At 71.4% G+C, this 18,259-nt stretch carries 18 protein-coding genes and 1 riboswitch; of the genes, 11 read left to right on the forward strand and 7 right to left on the reverse strand.

Annotated elements, in window-relative coordinates:
• The first annotated feature begins 35 nt into the window (after nt 1-35).
• Nucleotides 36-629: an NAD(P)H-dependent oxidoreductase gene (locus tag ABZ624_RS26920; RefSeq protein WP_360094007.1), complete on the forward strand. Its 594-nt coding sequence runs from the start codon at nt 36-38 to the stop codon at nt 627-629.
• Between the two features lie 3 nt (nt 630-632).
• On the opposite strand, the gene ABZ624_RS26925 is transcribed toward ABZ624_RS26920, so the two are convergent.
• The 4 genes from ABZ624_RS26925 to ABZ624_RS26940 form a co-directional block, all read right to left on the reverse strand.
• Nucleotides 633-1,514: an ABC transporter permease gene (locus tag ABZ624_RS26925; RefSeq protein ID WP_360094010.1), complete on the reverse strand. Its 882-nt coding sequence runs from the start codon at nt 1,512-1,514 to the stop codon at nt 633-635.
• The gene (locus tag ABZ624_RS26930; RefSeq protein ID WP_360094013.1) at nt 1,501-2,508 is read right to left on the reverse strand and encodes an ABC transporter ATP-binding protein; all 1,008 of its coding nucleotides are present in this window, start codon (nt 2,506-2,508) and stop codon (nt 1,501-1,503) included. Before ABZ624_RS26930 ends, ABZ624_RS26925 begins: the two co-directional genes overlap by 14 nt.
• Nucleotides 2,509-2,616: 108 nt before the next feature.
• Nucleotides 2,617-3,822, reverse strand: coding sequence for a DUF2092 domain-containing protein (locus ABZ624_RS26935; protein ID WP_360094016.1), 1,206 nt, complete (start codon nt 3,820-3,822; stop codon nt 2,617-2,619).
• Nucleotides 3,823-4,175: 353 nt separating this feature from the next.
• Nucleotides 4,176-5,186: a polyprenyl synthetase family protein gene (locus ABZ624_RS26940; RefSeq protein ID WP_360094019.1), complete on the reverse strand. Its 1,011-nt coding sequence runs from the start codon at nt 5,184-5,186 to the stop codon at nt 4,176-4,178.
• Between the two features lie 580 nt (nt 5,187-5,766).
• Nucleotides 5,767-5,939: riboswitch (cyclic di-AMP (ydaO/yuaA leader) on the forward strand.
• A gap of 5 nt (nt 5,940-5,944) precedes the next feature.
• On the opposite strand from ABZ624_RS26940, the gene ABZ624_RS26945 reads away from it, so the two are divergent.
• A complete protein-coding gene (locus ABZ624_RS26945; RefSeq protein ID WP_360094022.1) occupies nt 5,945-6,433 on the forward strand; it encodes a transglycosylase SLT domain-containing protein in 489 nt (162 codons plus the stop codon).
• 61 nt (nt 6,434-6,494) lie between these two features.
• On the opposite strand, the gene ABZ624_RS26950 is transcribed toward ABZ624_RS26945, so the two are convergent.
• The 3 genes from ABZ624_RS26950 to ABZ624_RS26960 form a co-directional block, all read right to left on the reverse strand.
• On the reverse strand, nt 6,495-7,307 hold the full coding sequence (locus tag ABZ624_RS26950) for an HAD family hydrolase (RefSeq protein ID WP_360094025.1): 813 nt from the start codon (nt 7,305-7,307) through the stop codon (nt 6,495-6,497).
• Nucleotides 7,308-7,579: 272 nt separating this feature from the next.
• Nucleotides 7,580-8,782, reverse strand: a complete 1,203-nt coding sequence (locus ABZ624_RS26955) for an FAD-dependent oxidoreductase (protein ID WP_360094028.1) — start codon at nt 8,780-8,782, stop codon at nt 7,580-7,582.
• Between the two features lie 45 nt (nt 8,783-8,827).
• Nucleotides 8,828-10,072 carry an ATP-grasp domain-containing protein gene (locus ABZ624_RS26960; protein ID WP_360094231.1) on the reverse strand — a complete coding sequence of 415 codons (1,245 nt, stop codon included), beginning with the start codon at nt 10,070-10,072 and terminating at the stop codon, nt 8,828-8,830.
• 304 nt (nt 10,073-10,376) lie between these two features.
• Here ABZ624_RS26960 and fahA point away from each other — a divergent pair, with 304 nt between their 5' ends.
• The 9 genes from fahA (at nt 10,377) to ABZ624_RS27005 (ending at nt 18,254) form a co-directional block, all read left to right on the forward strand.
• Nucleotides 10,377-11,594, forward strand: a complete 1,218-nt coding sequence (gene fahA / locus ABZ624_RS26965) for a fumarylacetoacetase (protein WP_360094031.1) — start codon at nt 10,377-10,379, stop codon at nt 11,592-11,594.
• A gap of 105 nt (nt 11,595-11,699) precedes the next feature.
• Nucleotides 11,700-12,473 carry a hypothetical protein gene (locus tag ABZ624_RS26970; protein WP_360094035.1) on the forward strand — a complete coding sequence of 258 codons (774 nt, stop codon included), beginning with the start codon at nt 11,700-11,702 and terminating at the stop codon, nt 12,471-12,473.
• The gene (locus ABZ624_RS26975; RefSeq protein WP_360094038.1) at nt 12,470-12,856 is read left to right on the forward strand and encodes a GntR family transcriptional regulator; all 387 of its coding nucleotides are present in this window, start codon (nt 12,470-12,472) and stop codon (nt 12,854-12,856) included. The genes ABZ624_RS26970 and ABZ624_RS26975 overlap by 4 nt, the downstream gene beginning before the upstream one ends.
• Before the next feature lie 230 nt (nt 12,857-13,086).
• Nucleotides 13,087-14,025, forward strand: a complete 939-nt coding sequence (locus tag ABZ624_RS26980) for a M56 family metallopeptidase (protein WP_360094041.1) — start codon at nt 13,087-13,089, stop codon at nt 14,023-14,025.
• Nucleotides 14,026-14,158: 133 nt separating this feature from the next.
• Nucleotides 14,159-14,947: a GntR family transcriptional regulator gene (locus ABZ624_RS26985; protein ID WP_360094044.1), complete on the forward strand. Its 789-nt coding sequence runs from the start codon at nt 14,159-14,161 to the stop codon at nt 14,945-14,947.
• Between the two features lie 35 nt (nt 14,948-14,982).
• A complete protein-coding gene (locus tag ABZ624_RS26990) occupies nt 14,983-15,210 on the forward strand; it encodes a ferredoxin family protein (RefSeq protein ID WP_031166915.1) in 228 nt (75 codons plus the stop codon).
• A 14-nt stretch (nt 15,211-15,224) separates the two neighbouring features.
• Nucleotides 15,225-16,568, forward strand: coding sequence for an ABC transporter substrate-binding protein (locus ABZ624_RS26995; RefSeq protein WP_360094047.1), 1,344 nt, complete (start codon nt 15,225-15,227; stop codon nt 16,566-16,568).
• A complete protein-coding gene (locus ABZ624_RS27000) occupies nt 16,565-17,482 on the forward strand; it encodes an ABC transporter permease (protein ID WP_360094050.1) in 918 nt (305 codons plus the stop codon). Before ABZ624_RS26995 ends, ABZ624_RS27000 begins: the two co-directional genes overlap by 4 nt.
• Nucleotides 17,466-18,254, forward strand: coding sequence for an ABC transporter ATP-binding protein (locus ABZ624_RS27005; protein ID WP_360094053.1), 789 nt, complete (start codon nt 17,466-17,468; stop codon nt 18,252-18,254). Before ABZ624_RS27000 ends, ABZ624_RS27005 begins: the two co-directional genes overlap by 17 nt.
• The last annotated feature ends 5 nt before the right edge of the window (nt 18,255-18,259 follow it).

Below are 18,259 nucleotides of genomic sequence, written 5' to 3' on the forward strand. Positions count from 1 at the left end.
TAATCGTCGTACTGCAGCATTCATCTGGGGGATCCATGAGCCGCCGCTTCCTCTTCGTCCTGGGCAGCTCCCGCGCCGAGGGCAACACCGAGCTGCTGGCCCGCAGGGCCGCCGAGCAGCTGCCCGGTGACGTCGAACAGCGCTGGATACGGCTGGCCGAGCACCCGCTCCCCGACTTCACGGACCTGCGGCACGACAGCGGCCACGTACGGCCGCCGTCGGACAGAACCAACGGTCTGCTGCTGGACGCCACGCTCGCGGCCACCGACATCGTGATCGCGTCGCCGTTGTACTGGTACTCGGTGTCCGGTCTCACCAAGCGCTATCTGGACCACTGGTCCGGCTGGCTGCGCACCCCGGGCCTCGACTTCAGGGCGGCCCTGACCGGCCGCACACTCTGGGGCATCGCGGCGCTGGCGCACGACGAGCCGTCCGTCGCCGACCCGTACGTCGGCACACTCAACAACTCGGCCGCCTACATGGGGATGCGGTTCGGCGGGGTGCTGCTGGGCAACGGCAGCGCGCCCGGCGACGTACTGAAGGACACCGAGGCGCTGACACGCGCGAAGACCTTCTTCGCCCAGGACGCGCCCCTCGCCCGCTTCCCGTACGAGAAGGCCGTCGGCTAGGCCCTACGCACTGATGTCCTTCGTCGTGAACCGCGCCCAGGCCGCCGAGCCGAACACCGCCGCGTACAGCGCCTGCAGGCCGAGGTTCTTCTCCAGGTCGTCCCAGTAGACGGGGTCACGCATCAGGTCGGCGAAGGACAGCCAGTAGTGCGGGAAGAAGTACGGCTGCAGCGCGTGCAGCTGGGGTATCTGGTCCAAGATCTGGACGGTGATGAGCAGGCCGACGGTGGTCGCCATCGCCGCGATGCCGCTGCCCGTGAGCGTCGACATGAACAGACCCAGCGCCGCCACGCCGACCAGTGAGGCGGCGACCACCAGTGCGATCAGCAGGGCCCTGCCGAGGCCCTCGGCGAAGCTGATCCGGGTGCCGGAGATGGTCGTCAGGTCGCCCAGCGGGAAGAGCAGCGCGCCGACGATCAGAGCGGAGACGGCGACGACCAGGGTGGCCAGCAGACAGAAGGCCATCACAGTCGCGTACTTGGTGAGCAGCAGCCGCGTACGGCCGGCCGGGGCGACCAGCAGATAGCGCAGAGTGCCCGCCGCCGCCTCGCCGGCTATCGCGTCGCCCGCGACCACCCCGACGGCCATCGGCAGGAAGAACGGCAGCGTCGCGGCCAGCGCCGTGAACACAAGGAACAGACCGTTGTTGGTGATCTGGGTGAGGAACGCCGGGCCCTGGCCGCTGTGGTCCGCCGTCCCGCCGCCGCGCGTCTGGATCTTCACCGCGATCCCGACCAGCACCGGCACCGCGGTCAGCACGCCGAGCAGGGCGAGCGTGCGCCAGCGCCGGAGGGTCGTGACCAGCTCGCTGTGCAGCAGCCCGAGCGTCCACAGCGGACTCGGCCGCCGTACGGCGGTCGCCGCAGTCGTCTCAGCCCGCGACATCGAAGCCCTCCCCCGTCAGCGCCACGAACGCGTCTTCCAGCGAGGCCCGTTCGACCGTGAGGCCCCGGACCCGCACCCCCGCCGCGACCAGGGCCGCGTTCACCTCGGCGAGGTCGCGTGCGGGTGGTTCGCCGCCGACCCGGTCGCCGTCCGCGACGACGTCCCCGACGCCCTGCTCCTTCAGCACCCGGGCCGCCTCGGCCGGATCCGGGGTGGTCACCACCAGCCGGCCCCGCGCCCCGGCCGCCAGGTCGGCCACCGCGCCCTGGGTGACGAGCCGCCCCCGCGCCATGACCGCCGCGTGGGTGCAGACCTGCTCGATCTCGTCCAGAAGGTGGGAGGAGAGGAAGACGGTCGTGCCGTCGGCGGCCAGCTCCCGGATCAGGGTGCGGATCTCGCGCATGCCCTGCGGATCCAGGCCGTTGGTGGGCTCGTCCAGGACCAGCAGCCGGCGTGACTGGAGCAGCGCTGCAGCCAGGCCGAGGCGCTGTTTCATGCCGAGCGAGTACGCCTTCGCCTTCTTGCCCGCGGCCGCCGTGAGGCCCACCCGGTCCAGGGCGGCGGCGACGCGGGCGCGCCGGGTGCGAGGGTCGGCGGTCGGGTCGGCGGCGTCGTAGCGCAGCAGGTTCTCCCGGCCGGAGAGGAAGCCGTACAGGGCGGGGCCCTCGATGAGCGCGCCGACCTGCGGGAGGACGGCACGGGCCGCCCGGGGCATCGGGCGGCCCAGCACGCGGGCCGTGCCCGCCGTCGGCTCGATCAGACCCATCAGCATGCGGATGGTGGTGGTCTTGCCGGAGCCGTTCGGGCCGAGGAAGCCGAAGACGCTGCCCGCCGGGACGGTCAGGTCGAGGCGGTCGACGGCGAGCTGTCCGCCGCGGTAGCGCTTGGTGAGGCCGCGGGTGACGATGACGTCTGTCTCCGCCCGGGCCGGGGCACGCCGCTCCGCGTCCCCCGATTCCCCGGTCTCCCGCTCCGTGGCGGACGGTTCGTCCATCGGCTCCCCCTCGATTCGTCCTGCCCTTCGAAGACCCCACGACCCCCAAGTCCCCAAAGACCCCGAAAGGGTCAACGTGCAGTCACGGCTCGTGGTGCCCGAAAGGGGCTACTTTCCCGTGTTCGCCGCCTTGACCAGGGCGTCCTTGGTCACCGTGCCGACGTAGACCTTGCCGTTGTCGGTGATCAGGGCGTTGACCAGCCGGGTGGAGAAGACGGTGCCCTTGCCGAACTTGCCGGAGACCTTGTCGCCGAGCGAGCCGAGGAAGCCGCCGAGGTCACCGGCCTTGGAGCCGTTCGGCAGGCCGCCCTTGGCGCCGGTGTCGAAGGTGGCGATGGACGTCCAGCCCTTGCCGAGGACGGCGGTGCCGCCGAGGCCCTTGCCGAACTCGCCCGGCTTCGGCGCGTGCTGCCGCGCCGCGGGCTCCTTCTTCTCCTTCTTCCCCTCCGTCACCTTCGCGCCCTTGGGCGGGGTGAAGGCGAAGGTAGAGGCGTCCGGCTTCGCGAAGGAGACCTGCGTGAAGCCCGCGTCGAGGACGGCGGCGCCGCCGCTCTTCGGGGTCAGCGTGAACTTCAGCGGCATGCCCGTCTTCGCGTCGACGGCGATGCTGATCGCGCCGACCGTGGTGCCGGACTGCCGGGGCTTGATCAGCAGCTTGTAGGCGTCACGGCCGGCGACCTGCTCGGTGCCGTCGACGGTGACGGACGTGGTGTCGTCCACCGACTTCAGCGCCTCGTCGGCGAAGTCCTTGGGGGTGGCCGGGGGCTCGGCCCTGTGGTCTTTGCCGGAGTCGGCCGAGGTGCCGTGGTAGACCTCGTTGCTCCTGCTGTCGTAGCCCCACACGTCCGTGCCGTTGTGGATGAGGCTGTACTCGGAGCCGCTCTCCAGCAGCGACAGCTTCTGCTTCTGCGGGCCGTCCGCGGCGACGCGCAGCGTGTGCGTGCCGGAGACCAGCGAGGTGAGCCGGGACTGCGGGTCGGCGGAGGAGCCGCCGCCGGAGCCCCTGGCCGCCCCCGAGGCCAGGCTGTTCTCCAGGCCGCCCAGGTTGGGCAGGCCGAGGTCGGTGCTGGTCCGCACGGTGCCGGACAGCTGCTGCACGTCCGACTTGGCGATCTTCTCGATGAGCTGTTGTGCGGTGATCCTGGGCAGGTCGGGGTCACCGGAGGCGGCGAGCGCCGGGACCAGCCCGATCGTGGCCGCCGCCACCCCCACCACCGCGACCGGGACCGCGTAGCGGGCGGCCTTGCGGCGTCCGCCGCGCGGAGCTTCCTCCTGCGCGGCGTCCACCGCGTCGTCGGTTTCGTACGGTGCCATGTGTGCCTTACCTCCGTCGTCGGCGGCGGCTGTCCTCACGTTGGTCCACCAGAGCCGCCATTCTCACCCGAATCGGTGAGGAGTGGTGATGTCCGTGGTGTCCATCTCACCAAATCGGCCATGAAGAAGCGTCAGACCACGGAGCCAACTCCGTGTACGCCTGCGGTATGACACGTAGGGGCAGCGGCTCCCCCGACCCGTAGGGGTCTCACCGGAACGGAGGGGGCCGTACGGGGGCACGGACGTCTGCGGGTTGGGTATCGCACCAGGCCGTGCCGCTGGGCCGTACGGGTCGCACAGGGGCCGTACGGCCGGTCGCTGCCGCGCGGCGTGGCTCGCGCGGACGGCCGGGGTCAGCCGGCGCGGTGCACCACCGCGTCGCACAGCTCCATCAGCGCCGCCTTGGCGTCGCACTCCCGCAGCGGCGCCAGCGCGGCGCGAGCCTCCTCCGCATACCGGATGGTGTCCCGACGGGCCTGCTCCAGCGCGGGGTGGGCGCGCAGCGCGGCCAGCGCCTCGGCGTGCCGGGCGTCGTCGCTGAGGTCGGAGTCCAGCAGCCGGCACAGCGCGATGTCCTCGGGCAGCGCCAGCCGGGCCGCCCGCTCGCGCAGCCGCAGCACCGGGAGCGTCGGAATGCCCTCGCGCAGGTCGGTGCCGGGGGTCTTGCCGGACTCGTGCGAGTCGGAGGCGATGTCCAGGACGTCGTCGGCGAGCTGGAAGGCGACGCCGAGCCGCTCGCCGTACTGGGTGAGCACGTCGACGACCGTCTCGTCGGCGCCGGACATCATCGCGCCGAACCGGCACGACACCGCCACCAGCGAGCCCGTCTTGCCGCCGAGCACGTCCAGGTAGTGCTCGACCGGGTCGCGGCCGTCGGAGGGACCGGCGGTCTCCAGGATCTGACCCGTGACCAGCCGCTCGAACGCGAGGGCCTGGACCCGGACGGCCTCGGGACCGAGGTCGGCAAGGATCTGGGAGGCCCGGGCGAAGAGGAAGTCGCCGGTGAGGACCGCGACCGAGTTGCCCCAGCGCGTGTTGGCGCTGTCCACGCCACGCCGTACGGCCGCCTCGTCCATGACGTCGTCGTGGTACAGCGTGGCCAGGTGGGTCAGCTCCACGACCACGGCCGACGGCACGACTCCCGGCGCATAGGGGTCGCCGAACTGGGCCGCGAGCATCACGAGCAGCGGCCTGAACCGCTTCCCGCCGGCCCGCACGAGGTGCTGCGCGGCCCCCGTGATGAACGGCACCTCGCTCTTGGTGGCCTCGAGCAAGCCTTCCTCGACAGCCGTCAATCCGGCCTGGACATCGGCTTCCAGAGCCTGGTCCCGCACGCTCAGCCCGAACGGCCCGACGACGGTCACGAGGGGTCTCCTGTCTGCTGGTGTCTGCTGGCGATTACACGGTTTGTCGATAGGTCGCTGCCATCACTCGTCAGCGTATCCGGTCCTCTTTCGATCACCGATAGCGCCCACCGGTCCAGCCTGGGAGGTATCAGGTCAGGACCGGAATGTTTTTGATCATGTGAAATGAACGTATATTTATCGACTTAACAGAACTCTGTCCGCTTTGTCATGACTGAAGGGGCGAGTCGAGAGGCGAGCGCAGCAACGCCTGCGCCCCCAGGGCGACGACGGGTGCCGGGTCACGGGTTCCGCCATCCAGCCGACCCACTCGAATCCCCCATGTCCGACTTGAAGTACTTTGTCATTTCGTGAGTTGAGTCACTGGCGTCCACCGGCACCCCACCCCCGCCGATCCCCCCTTGCCCCCTTGCCCCGCTGGCGAGTTGAGGCTTGGCAACCGCAAAGGATCAAGCACCTCATAGGGCATAGATCAAGGTCAAATAGGACGTTGTGTGAATCCGGTACTTGTTCCCGACATGTGCTCTCGCATACGTTCCGGGCCGTCGGGCGGACGCCGAATCCTGCCACCGCCCGCATAACCATCCACGGACTCATTCCTATGGCAGGAGCGGGGGACCCAGGTAACTCGCCGGACCGGACGGCACACGTCGCACCGGAACGGCTTGGGGTGAAGCCGTGCCTTCCCGGGCACGGCCGGGCACCTCCCCGCCCGAACCCGACAGCTCACCTCGCAGGCGTCGGAGAGGAACTTCCCCATGCCTGCTGCCGCTCAGCACCGCCGTACCCGGAACAACCGCCTCGTCCGCGCCCTCGCCGCCGCCGGCACCGGTGCCGCCGTCCTCGCCCTGCCGCTCATCGGGGCGACCAGCGCCTCCGCAGCGACCCCGGCCGCCACCACGGTCTCCACCACCCCCGCCGGTTACCCGAACACCCTCGACGGCTGGATCCGCGAGTCCCTCGCGATCATGGCCCAGAAGGGCATCCCCGGCAGCTACAACGGCATCTACCGCAACGTCATGCGGGAGTCCTCCGGCAACCCCAGCGCCATCAACCTGTGGGACTCCAACGCCGCCGCGGGCATCCCGTCCAAGGGCCTGCTCCAGGTCATCGACCCGACGTTCAACGCGTACCACGTGGCCGGAACGTCCTTCAACATCTACGACCCGGTCGCGAACATCACCGCCGCCTGCAACTACGCGGCCAAGCGGTACGGGTCGATCGACAACGTCTTCGGCGCGTACTGACAGCTCCGCGGACCGGCAGGACAGACACCTACTGATAGGCCGGTCAGTCGGTCGGTGCCGGTCAGCCGGCCGGAAACAGTCGTTCGAGGACGACGGCGATGCCGTCGTCCTCGTTCGACAGGGTGATCTCGTCGGCCACCGCCTTGAGTTCGGGGTGCGCGTTGGCCATGGCGACCCCGTGTCCGGCCCAGTCGAACATCGGGATGTCGTTCGGCATGTCGCCGAACGCCAGAGCCTCCCTTGCGGCGATCCCGAGCCGCTCGGCGGCCAGCGCGAGGCCGGTCGCCTTGGTCACCCCGGACGGCTGCAGCTCCACGGTTCCCGGCCCCGACATGGTGACCGTCGCCAGTGAGCCCACCACCGCGCGCGCGACCGCCGCCAACTCGTCGTCGGACAGGTCGGCATGGCGCAACAGCACCTTGCTGATGGGCTCGCACCACAGGTCGTCGCGCCGGCCGACCCTTACCGCGGGCAGGGTCGGGTGCGGCATCAGATAGCCGGGCTCGATGAGCGTGAGCCCGTCGACACCGTCCTGGTCCACGGCCGCGTAGACCTGCCCCACCTCAGCCTCGATCTTGCCGAGCGCGGTCTCGGCCAGTTCCCGGTCCAGCCGGACCGACCACAACAGACGGCCGGACACGGCGTCGTAGACCTGCGCGCCCTGCCCGCACACCGCGAGCCCCGTGCAGCCGAGGTGTTCGAGCAGAGGCCGTACCCGCGGGGCCGGGCGGCCCGTCACCACCAGGTGCCGGACTCCGGCCCGCGCCGCCCGCGCGAGCGCGGCGAGCGACCGGTCGGAGACCGTGTCGTCGCCGCGCAGCAGCGTTCCGTCCAGGTCGGTGGCGATCAGAGCGTACGCGGGGGAGGCTGCCATGATCAGAGAATACGGATACCTCGCCTCGCCGACTCATCTTGTCGTCCTGCGTACTTGCGTACTGGTCAGCCCCAAGTGGTGCGCACCACCTCCTCGGTGGAGGTACGCACGCGCCACCTGCTTCTCGTCGTAGTGGTCGGCGACTTCGCCGGGTCCTCCGCTCGGCCGGCCCGGAGCCCGACGATCTCCACCCGCTCCTGCGGCACCCCGTCCTGCCGGACGCCCTGGAGCGACGCCGCCGGCAGGCCCGTGCCGCCGTCTTCCCGGAGGCTTCAGCCGTGGGTCGCCGCGAGGTGTTTCGTCAGGCGCGGAGAGGCGAACTCCGTACCGCAGACGAAGCGCATCACGGGGCCGTACGACGCCGCCGCCGGCAGACCCGTGAAATACAGCCCTGGGACGGAGGAGACGTAGCCGGGGCCGAGCTTGGGCGTGCCACGGCTCACGGCGAGCCGGGTGCGCAGTTCGTGGCCGAGGAAGTCCATCGCCGCGATGTCGACGCGGTAGCCGGTGGCGGCGATGACGTGGTCGGCGGTGAGCCGCTCGCTACGGCCGCCGTGGGTGCGGACGGTGAGGACGGGGGTGCCGTCCGGCGCCTCGGCGCCCACGACCCGCTCCACGTCCTGGACCAGCACGGCGCTCTGGAAGCGCTCGCGCAGCCACCAGGCGCCGAGCGGGCCGAGGACCCTGCGGACCAGGAAGTGGCGGGTGGCCTCGGGCAGATAGCGGTAGGGGTGCGGGTAGTAGCTGAACGCCCACAGCGACCATGCCCGGCCGAACGGGGACTCGGGGCGCAGCTTCGGCTGGTCCCAGGGCGGGGCGCCGAAGGCGACCCGGCCCCGGCCGCGCGCGACGACACGCACGCGTGCCCCCGCCTCGGCGGCAAGCGCCGCCGTCTCCAGTGCGGACTGCCCGGCGCCGACCACGATCAGCTCCCTGCCGGCGAAACGGCTCAGGTCGTGGTGCTGGGAGCTGTGCGAGACCGGGCCCGTGGCCGCCGGTCCGTCGGCCGCGGCCCCCGCCAGCTCCGCCGGGAGGTGCGCCAGGCCCGACAGTCCGGTGGCGACGACGACGGCGCGCGCGGTGAACGTCTCACCGGAGTCCAGCTTCAGTTCCAAGCCGCCGCTCTTGTCGCGGTCCACGGAGACGACCCGCACCCGCTCCAGGCCGGGGACCAGCTTCTGCTGGAACCACTCGCCGTAGGCGATGAACGTCTCCACCGGGATGATGTCCTCGTCGGACACCAGACGGCGGATCCCGGCCGCGTCGCAGTAGTCGGCGAGCGTGTGGCCGGGCTGCGGGCAGTTGAGGTTGGAGGCGGCGGGCGTCGACTTCAGGATCATGCCCTCGGGCATGTGGTCGCGCCAGCTGACCATGGGGTCGCCGAAGACGCGGACGGGGATGCCGCGCGCCCGTAGATGGGCGGCGGTGGACAGGCCGAACGGCCCGGCCCCGATGACTGCAACCGGTCGAGTCACGAAGTCCCTCCCCAGGACACGGTGCGCCACTCTTGGTGGCCTTGCCTACTTCGTGGAGGTGCTGCTGCCGCGGCGGTTGGTCCGCCACAGCTGATAGAGGTGCTTCGCGCCCGGGCGCACGAAGCGGGCGAGCATCGTGAGGAACGGCAGCGGGTCGTCACCCGCGAGCCAGGCCAGCTCCGTCCCGCTCGCCTTCGCCGGCGCGTGCGGCGTCGTATAGCCGCTGCGGCGGTAGGCGAGGAGTGCGGGCAGGTCGATGTTCTCCACGATGTAGCGGTGGCCGGCGCGCTGCTCCCCCTCAGGAACGGGGCGGCCGGTCAGATTCAGATGCATGGCGCGTACGACGTCCACTCCCGACTCGGTCTCGAAGAGCCGGAACTGGGCGCCCATGCGGGGGTTGAAGTCGAGGAGCTTGTACTGTCCGTCGCGCCGGTCGAAGCGCAGGTCGAGGTCGATGATGCCGCTGTAGCCGATCTGCTTGATGAAACGTGCGGCGAGGTCGGTGAGTTCCGGGTTGTCGACGACGTACGCGTTCGCCGTCATGCCTGCGTGCGGCGGCCAGGAGCGGACCTTGACGCCGGTGAACAGGGCGAGGGGGCTGGAGTCCTGGTCGAAGCAGGCGTGCACGATCCAGTCCTCGGCCTCCTCGCGCGGCAGGTACTCCTGGAGGATCACGCCCGGCCGCACCCCCCAGTCGCGGGCGAGGGCGAGCAGGCCCTCGCGGGTGGCGATCCGCGTGGTGCCGTTGACGGCGGGCCGGGTGCGCCGGACGAACGCCTCCCGGTTCTTGGCCACCACCGGGAAGCGGGCCGTGTCGGCGAAGGCGACGACGTCCTCGTACGACTCGGGGAACGCCGACGCGGGACTCGCGACGCCGTGCTCCACGCACAGTTCGTGCAGGCCCTGCTTGCTGGCGAGCCGGCGCGGCAGGGCGGGGTCGACACGCGGGAAGAGAAAGGATCCGGCCAGCTCGTGCTGGTGCTCGGCGACCAGTACGGCGGCCTCCTCGTCCGTCGGGACGAGAACGGTGGGGCGGCCGATACGGCGGCCGACGCGCAGCAGGCCCTCGACCAGGCGGCCCGGGTCCTCCGCACCGGTCGTCGGCCACACGAAGGCCTTCTTCAGATAGCGCGAGGAGGCCGCGGGCGTGTACGCGTCCTCGGTGATGGCATACATGGGCACGCCGAGCCGGCCCAGACTGCGGATCGCCCCGACGCCGCCGTGGTGCAGCGGATAGTCGCCGAACTTGACGATCAGTCCTGGTACGTCCCGGTCCGCCTCGAACGGCACACCGACGGTGTCTCCGGCCACGGGTCCCCCCACGTGTCCCCCCAATGGAACGGACCCACCCCGTCCGTGTCCCAAAGGACGCTAAGCCGGAATTGCCGCCTCCGACAAGGCTTTTCCGGACATTGCGAACTCTTTAGACAGAGTGCGAGCAACCTTTCGAAGACCCTTCGACACGCACCTTTCGGACACCGTGGCAGGTGCCGCAGGAGGCTCTGCCCAAGACACGCGTCACGGCCGTAACGTGTGGCGCGACCACATGGAACGAGCGCCGCGCACGGCCCGGATGAGAGTGAGGCAGCACCCCATGCCCCCCTTCGACGTCCCCGAGGGCGACCCCTTCGGCCCGCACAACCTTCCCTATGGCGTGTTCTCGCCCTCCGGCAGCACGGAGCGGAGGGTCGGCGTCCGGCTCGGGGACCACGTCCTCGACGCGGGCGCCGCAGCCGCCGCCCTCCGCTCGCCCCACCACGCACTGCTCGCGCGCCCCACCCTCAACGCGCTGCTGGCCGCCGGCCGCCCCACCTGGTCGGAGGTACGGCGCGCCGTCACGGCCTGGGTCACGGACCCCGCGCACCGCGAAGCCGTCGAGCCGCTGTTCCACCCCTTGTCCGAGGTGACCCTGCACCTGCCCTTCGAGGTGGCGGACTACGTCGACTTCTACGCCTCGGAGAACCACGCCCGCAACGTCGGCCAGATCTTCCGCCCGGACGCCGAGGACTCCCTCACCCCCAACTGGAAGCACCTGCCCATCGGTTACCACGGCCGCTCCGGCACGATCGTCGTTTCCGGCACGGACGTCGTACGGCCCTCCGGGCAGCGCAAGGCCCCGGCCGACCCGGCACCCGTCTTCGGGCCGTCGATCCGGCTGGACATCGAGGCGGAGGTCGGCTTCGTCGTGGGCGCGCCGTCCGCGCTGGGCAGTCCGGTCGCGCTGGCCGACTTCCGCGACCACGTCTTCGGGCTGTGCCTGCTGAACGACTGGTCCGCACGCGACATCCAGGCCTGGGAGTACGTTCCCCTCGGCCCCTTCCTCGGCAAGTCCTTCGCGACCTCCGTGTCGGCGTGGATCACCCCGCTGGAAGCACTGGAGCACGCGCGCGTGGCGCCTCCGCAGCGCACGCACCCGCTGCTGCCGTACCTGGACGACTCGGCGCCCGGCATCGAGCCCGGCGGCTACGATCTGCGGATCTCCGTCGCGATCAACGGCCACGTGGTCTCCGAGCCGCCTTTTTCGACCATGTACTGGACCGCCGCCCAGCAGCTCGCCCACATGACGGTGAACGGTGCCTCGCTGCGCACCGGGGACCTGTACGGCTCAGGCACGGTGAGCGGACCCGAGGAGCGCCAGCGCGGCTCACTGCTGGAGCTGACCTGGAACGGCCGCGACCCCCTCGAACTCCCGGACGGCAAGCGGGCCTTCTTGGAGGACGGTGACGTGGTGACCCTGTCGGCGTGGGCTCCCGGGGCGGACGGGCTCCGTGTCGGCCTGGGGGAGGTCAGCGGCCGGGTCGTGGCGGGATGAGCAGGCTTTTGTAGCAAGCAGTTGACACAAGTCCGCGGGGCCGGGCATCTTGTACTCACCGCTTGATACAAACGGTGAGTACAAGTGCTTCTCACGGGGACTTCCATGACCGATCTCGACGTGACCTCGCCGGCGACCGCCTCCCGGGCGCCGGCCGACCGCTACGCCCGCTGGACGGGCCTGGCCACGGGCGCCCTGGCGGCCGTCTGGCTGTCTCCACTCGACCACGGCGACGGCATGCTGTACGCCATCCCTGCGTTCGGCCTGTGCGCGGTCGCCGGCGTCCTGGTGGGCGACGCACTGGCCGCGCCGGCCCGGGGAGCCGTCCGCACCGCCGGGCTCGCACCACGCCGCGTCCGCGACTACGTACCGCCCCGGATGACCTGGCTGCTGGCCGTCCTCGCGGTCGCCCTGGTGGCAGTGCTGGCGACGGCGGGCGCGGTGGCCTCGCCCGACGACCTGGGGCGGGCAGGCCGTGAACTCACCCTGACCTGCCGGGGCATGACCGAGGGGCACGGCCCCTGGCCCGGTCTCGCCTACGGCCTGCCCATGCTGGCCTCCCTCGCCGTCACCACGGGCGCGTGCGGCTGGTCGCTGCGGCGGATCGCCACCCGGCCCGGCGACGAACAGTCCCGCCGCGACCGCTCGCTGGCGATCGTGGCCGCCTGGGGAATCGTCGTCTCCACCTCGCTGCTGGGCACGGCCACAACGGCCTCGGGCGCCCTGACGAGCATGACGTGCGACGGTGCGGCGGGTACCGCGGCCACCGCGGTCCTGCTGCCGCTCGCGCTGATCTCCCTGGTGACCGCACCGTGGATGCTCTTCACCGTCTGCTCGCCCCGGGCGGGGTGGCGCCGCGGAGCGGGGGCACGCCGGTGAGCGGCACCGCCGTCCGGGTCGACACGACCAGCCCCGTCCCGCCCTACGAGCAGATCCGCGCCCAGCTCGCCACCCTGATCAGCAGCGGACGGCTGGCCGAGGGCGAGCGGTTGCCGACGGTACGGCAACTGGCCGCGGACCTCGGCCTCGCAGCGGGCACCGTCGCCCGCGCCTACCGCGAACTGGAGGCGGCGGCCCTGATCCGGACCCGGCGCGGCGCGGGGACCCGGGTGGCTCCGCCACCACCGGGCGCCCGCCGCCACGAGACGGCCGCACTCGCCGACGGTACGCGCGACTTCGTGGCCTGGGCAGCAGCCTTGGGCTTCGGAGAGGACGACGTGGTGGAGGCGGTACGGCGCGCGTTCCAGGAGCGGGAGACGTAACGCTTCCGCACCCGACGGCGGCCACGCCGGGCGGGAAGGAAACCGGGCACACTCGACGGGAAGAAATGCGGGGGACCGCAGCCGCGGAATCGATCGACGCCGAGGCCTGACTCTCGCCGCCCCTCACCGTCATACTGGGCAGACACGCACCACACGCGACGCGCCCTCGACGCGTCACCCCGCACCACCGACACCCGCACAACTCTCCGACCAGGAACCGGAGCCCCGGCATGACCGTCTGCCTGCTCCTGCTGAGCGTCGTCGCCCTGACGGCAGCCCTGCCGGCGCCACGCGCGCTGACCCGTGCGGCCTGGCCCGAGCGGGAACCGGTGGTCGCGCTGTGGGTGTGGCAGTGCCTGGTCGCCACCGTCCTGCTGTGCTGCCTGGCGGCACTGGTGCTGGGCACGGCGGCCGTCTTCCACACCGTCCGCGACCGTGTCTTCGCCCCCGCGCCGCCCTCCGTCACCGCCGCCTACGACCTCTCCTCCGCGCCGGTGTGGGCCGCCGCCCTCACCGTGCTGCTGGCCTGCGGAGCCGCCTGGACGACGGCCCTGCTGGGCCGGGAACTCGTCGAGGCCCGCCGCAGCCGCGGCCAGGCCCGCGCACAACTGCGGGAGCGCGCCCCCGATCTGCCGGACGGACTGCCGGCGGCGCGCGGCCCCATGCTGGTGCTGGAGGACGAATACCCGGACGCCTGGTGGATGCCTGGACACCCGCCGCAACTGGTCGTCACGACGGGGGCGCTGCAGCGCCTCACCGACCACCAGCTGGACGCCGTCCTCACCCATGAGCGCGGGCACGCGCGTGCCCACCACGACTGGCTGCTGCACCTGTCCACCGCGCTCGCCACGGGCTTCCCGCGCGTGCCGCTCTTCGCGCACTTCTGCGACCAGACGCACCGCCTGGTCGAGCTGGCCGCCGACGACACGGCGTCCCGGCGCTGCGGGCACCTCACCACGGCCCTCGCCCTGATCGAGCTGAACCAGCACCGGGGCGTCCTGTCCTGCGACTCCAGCCGTCGCCTCCTCGGCGAGCGCGTGGACCGCCTGCTGGAGCCGCCACCGCGGTTGCTGCGCCGGCACCGGGCGCTGACGACGACGGTGGCCGCGCTGGTGCCCTTGCTGCCGCTCCTGATCACGTTCGCGCCGGGTCTGACAGCACTGTCCTGAGCGGACCGCCGGGTGGCAGATCTTCCCGCCCACGGCGGAATACGCGCAGCTCAGCGCCGTATCCAACGCCCCCTCACCTGGCGCAACACTTCAGCAACACCCCATTCCCTACCGCGTCGGTATGGTTTCGGCCATGCCACCCACCGACCGTCCCCGAGACCACGCGGGTCAGGGCGCAGCGACCACCGTCGCCGCCCACCGCACGCGTCGACGGCTGCGTGCGGACCGGGCCCGGCAGCTGGCCGACCTGCTGCGCCACCAGATCCTCACCGGCGCCTTCCAGAACGGCCCCCTCCCCCATGAGTCGACCCTCGCCGCCGACTACCGCGCCTCCCGCAACACCGTCCGTCAGGCCCTGGACCTCCTCCGGGCCGAGGGCCTGGTGGAGCGACTGCCCGGAGTCGGCACCGTGGTCGTCGCCCAGAAGTACCCGCACGGGCTCGACCGTCTGATGGGCCTCGCGGAAACCCTCCGCGAACACGGCCGCGTCACCAACGAGGTCCGCACCATGGGCCCCGCCCCCGCACCCGCCCCGGTGGCCGACCGCCTCCGCATCCCCGCCGACGCCGACGTCCTCTACATCGAACGCCTGCGCCGCCTGAACGGCCTCCCGCTCTCCCTCGACCTCACCTACATCCCACTCGACATCGGCACCGCCCTGCTCGGCGCAGACCTGGAGAACACCGATGTCTTCCGCCTCCTGGAAGCCATCACCGGCCAGCGCCTCGGCCACGCCGAGATCACCCTGGAAGCGGTGAACGCGGACCCCCACTCCGCCGCCGTGCTCCAGGCCCCGCGCGGCGCCGCCGTACTGATGCTGGAACGCCTCACACATCTCCCCGACGGCCGCCCCGTCGACCTGGAGTTCATCCGCTTCCGCGGCGACCGGATCACCATGAGCGGCCTGCTCCACCGGTCGTAACACGCCCCTTGCCTGCACGTTTCCTGGAGACAGCCATGCCCTTGGCGCCCCAGCGGGCCGACGTGCCCGTGACCATCGACGAGTCGAAGTGCATCGACGGCTGCACCCTCTGCGTGGACATGTGCCCGCTGGACTCCCTGGCCATCGACGAGACGAACGGCAAGGCGTACATGCACGTCGACGAGTGCTGGTACTGCGGCCCGTGCGCGGCCCGCTGCCCCACCGGAGCCGTCACGGTCAACATGCCCTACCTGCTGCGGTGAGAGGTACAACCACCATGAAACGAACGGCAGTCGCCGTATCCGCCGTCGCGCTCCTCCTTCCCCTGTCCGCCTGCGGCGGCAGCGCCGAAGCGGGCAGCGGCTCCACGGTCACCGTGACCGTCGGCTACCAGTCCAAGACCATCAACACCGTCACCGCGGGCACGTTGCTGCGCTCCCTCGGCTACTTCGAGAAGCAGCTCAACTCCCTGCATGACGGCCACACCTACAAGGTCGACTGGCAGGACTACGCCACCGGCGCCCCGATCACCGCCCAGATGACCGCCGGCAAGATCGACATCGGCTCGATGGGCGACTTCCCGCTGCTGCTCAACGCGGCCCGCGGCAAACAGCTCGGCCGCCCCACCCACCTGGTCTCGGTGACCGGCTACAACCTGCGCGGCGGCCTCAACACCGTCGTCACCTCGCCCCATTCGAAACTAAGCACCCTGAAGGACCTGAAGGGCGAGAAAGTCTCGACGAGCGTCGGTTCCGCCGCGGACGGCACTCTCGTACGGGCCCTGCAACGCGCCGGCATCGACCCGGACAAGGGCATCTCCAAACTGAACCAGCAGCCTGCCGTCGGCGCCTCGGCGCTCTCTGCCGGCAGCGTGGATGCCCTGTCGCAGTTCGTCGCCTGGCCGGGACTGCTCGCCTACCAGGGCAGAGCCAAGGCCCTGTACGACGGCGCCCAGCTGAACCTGCCCACCTTCCACGGTGTCACCGCCCGCGAGGACTTCGTCCAGCAGCGTCCGGGCGTCCTGGAGGCCTTTCTCAAGGCCCAGGCAGAGGCGACAGACTACCTCAACGCCCACCCCGTCGCCGCCTCCGAGAAGGTCGCCGAGGCCACCGGCCTGCCCGCCGAGGTGGTCTACCTCTACAACGGTGCCCACGGCATCGCCACCTTCGACCCGGCGGTCAAGCCGCAGCTCGTCTCCGCGCTCAAGCAGGACGTGTCCGTGCTGAAGGCCGCCAAACTGACCGGCGACATCGACGTGGACTCCTTCGTCGACGACCAGTACGTCAAGAAGGCCCTCGGCTCTTCCTACGCCAAGCGCCTGGCCGCCGCGGCCGCGCCGGCCGCGAGTGAGGTGTGGCCCAAAGGCAGCGAGAAGACCGTCTCCTTCAAGTCCGCGAAGGAACTGCTGGCGTACTTGGCCGCGCACCAGGCCGGCATCCGCGCCGCCTATGTGCCCGACGCGACCACCGGGACCCTCTGGTTCGCCGACAAGGCGGTGTGGGTGGCCGACGGCGATCAGCTGCTGCCCTTCGTCACCCCGGCGACGGCGCAGGCCTACGTCACCGCCCACGGCGGCGCCCGTACGGTGTCGTACCGCGACGCGCTGGAGCGGGCCTCATGACCCGGTGGCCCTTGGCCCGGTATGCGCTGCGGACGGCCTCCCTGACCGTCTTCCTCGGCCTGTGGCAGTTGCTGACCAGCCTGGACGTGAACCTTTGGCTGCGGTTCTCGCAGTTCCCGACCGTCACCGACGTGGCCCGCGCCTTCGCCGACCGGCTCTCCGGCAGCGACTACTGGACCGACCTCACCGACAGCCTCACCCGGATCCTCACCGGCTTCGCACTGGCAGCCGTCCTGGGCGTGGCGACGGGCATGCTCGTGGCCCGCTCGCGCCTCGCCGAGGATCTGCTCGGCCCGGTCCTGGAGGTGATCCGCCCGATCCCGGCGATCGCCCTCGTCCCCGTCGCGATCCTCCTCTTCCCCTCCAACGAGCAGGGCATCGTCTTCATCACCTGCACCGCCGCCTTCTTCCCGGTGCTGGTCTCCACCCGGCACGCGGTCCGTGCGCTGACCCCCGTCTGGGAGGAAGCGGTGCGCACCATGGGCGGCGGCCGGCTGCGGATCCTCGGTTCGGTGATACTGCCGGGCGCGCTGCCCGGCATTTTCGGCGGGCTGTCGGTGGGCATCGGCGTGTCGTGGATCTGCGTGATCTCCGCCGAGATGATCTCCGGCCAGTACGGCGTCGGCTACCGCACCTGGCAGGACTACACCGTGGTGAACTACCCGGGCGTCTTCGTCGGCATGGTCACGATCGGCGTCCTCGGCTGGATCACCTCCACGGCCGTGGAACTCCTCGGCCGGCGTCTGACCCGCTGGCTGCCCCGCACCTCGTACGTCCCCGGTGGCCGCGCCGGCGTGCCCCGGCCTGTGGCCGCCGCCCCCCTGCGCGCCGAGCGCGATCCCGAGTACCAGGCCCAACCCGAGCAGCAGGGCCACAAGGACACCGAGGAGGCCCGTGATGAGCACCTCGTCTGAGACCGTCACCGCTCCCGTCGCGCCGGCATCGGAGGCCGTACGCGGCACCCGGCTCACCTTCCGTTCCGCCGTGCTCGGCCGCCCGGACGCGCCGGTGCTGTACGACGTCGACCTGGACGTCTCCCCCGGCGAGATCCTGACCGTCGTGGGCCCTTCCGGCTGCGGCAAGTCCACGCTGCTGCGCACCCTCGCCGGGCTGCTGCCTGCCCTGGGTGGCGCCGCCGAGGTGGACGGCGCCCCGCTGGCGGGGCCCTCGGCGGGCCGTGCGCTGGTCTTCCAGGAGGACGCGCTGCTGCCCTGGCGCACCTTGCGCGGGAACGTCGAACTGCCACTCGCCATCAGCGGCGTACCGCGCTCCGCACGCCGGTCCCGGGCCGAGTCCTGGCTGGCCCGCGTCGGACTCAGCGCGCACGCGGGGCACTTGCCGCACCGGGTGTCCGGCGGGCAGCGCCAGCGCGCCCAGTTGGCCCGCGCCTTGGCGGACAGCCCGCGTGCCCTCCTCATGGACGAGCCCTTCGGCGCCCTCGACGCCCAGACCCGCTCCGGCATGCAGGACCTGCTGGTGGAGGTGTTGCGCGGCACCGGAGCGACCGTCGTCTTCGTCACGCACGACGTGGACGAGGCCCTCTTCCTCGGTGACCGCGTGGCCCTGCTCGGCTCCGGCCGGGTGGCCGCCGTGCGCGACGTACCCGGGCCGCGCGACCGTGGGGCCGTCGACGACCCGGCCCGTGTGGCCCTGCGCCGCGACATCCTCACTTCGCTCGCCTCCTGAAAGGC

Origin of the sequence: Streptomyces sp. NPDC007205 (assembly GCF_040634095.1) — a bacterium.
GTDB lineage: Bacteria > Actinomycetota > Actinomycetes > Streptomycetales > Streptomycetaceae > Streptomyces.

What these genes read in the sequence shown, in the direction of transcription:
- ABZ624_RS26920 (WP_360094007.1), top strand. Translation starts at nt 36, where the DNA reads ATGAGCCGCCGCTTCCTCTTCGTCCTGGGCAGCTCCCGCGCCGAGGGC.
- ABZ624_RS26925 (WP_360094010.1), bottom strand. Translation starts at nt 1,514, where the DNA reads ATGTCGCGGGCTGAGACGACTGCGGCGACCGCCGTACGGCGGCCGAGT.
- ABZ624_RS26930 (WP_360094013.1), bottom strand. Translation starts at nt 2,508, where the DNA reads ATGGACGAACCGTCCGCCACGGAGCGGGAGACCGGGGAATCGGGGGAC.
- ABZ624_RS26935 (WP_360094016.1), bottom strand. Translation starts at nt 3,822, where the DNA reads ATGGCACCGTACGAAACCGACGACGCGGTGGACGCCGCGCAGGAGGAA.
- ABZ624_RS26945 (WP_360094022.1), top strand. Translation starts at nt 5,945, where the DNA reads ATGCCTGCTGCCGCTCAGCACCGCCGTACCCGGAACAACCGCCTCGTC.
- ABZ624_RS26950 (WP_360094025.1), bottom strand. Translation starts at nt 7,307, where the DNA reads ATGGCAGCCTCCCCCGCGTACGCTCTGATCGCCACCGACCTGGACGGA.
- fahA (WP_360094031.1), top strand. Translation starts at nt 10,377, where the DNA reads ATGCCCCCCTTCGACGTCCCCGAGGGCGACCCCTTCGGCCCGCACAAC.
- ABZ624_RS26970 (WP_360094035.1), top strand. Translation starts at nt 11,700, where the DNA reads ATGACCGATCTCGACGTGACCTCGCCGGCGACCGCCTCCCGGGCGCCG.
- ABZ624_RS26980 (WP_360094041.1), top strand. Translation starts at nt 13,087, where the DNA reads ATGACCGTCTGCCTGCTCCTGCTGAGCGTCGTCGCCCTGACGGCAGCC.
- ABZ624_RS26985 (WP_360094044.1), top strand. Translation starts at nt 14,159, where the DNA reads ATGCCACCCACCGACCGTCCCCGAGACCACGCGGGTCAGGGCGCAGCG.
- ABZ624_RS26990 (WP_031166915.1), top strand. Translation starts at nt 14,983, where the DNA reads ATGCCCTTGGCGCCCCAGCGGGCCGACGTGCCCGTGACCATCGACGAG.
- ABZ624_RS26995 (WP_360094047.1), top strand. Translation starts at nt 15,225, where the DNA reads ATGAAACGAACGGCAGTCGCCGTATCCGCCGTCGCGCTCCTCCTTCCC.
- ABZ624_RS27000 (WP_360094050.1), top strand. Translation starts at nt 16,565, where the DNA reads ATGACCCGGTGGCCCTTGGCCCGGTATGCGCTGCGGACGGCCTCCCTG.
- ABZ624_RS27005 (WP_360094053.1), top strand. Translation starts at nt 17,466, where the DNA reads ATGAGCACCTCGTCTGAGACCGTCACCGCTCCCGTCGCGCCGGCATCG.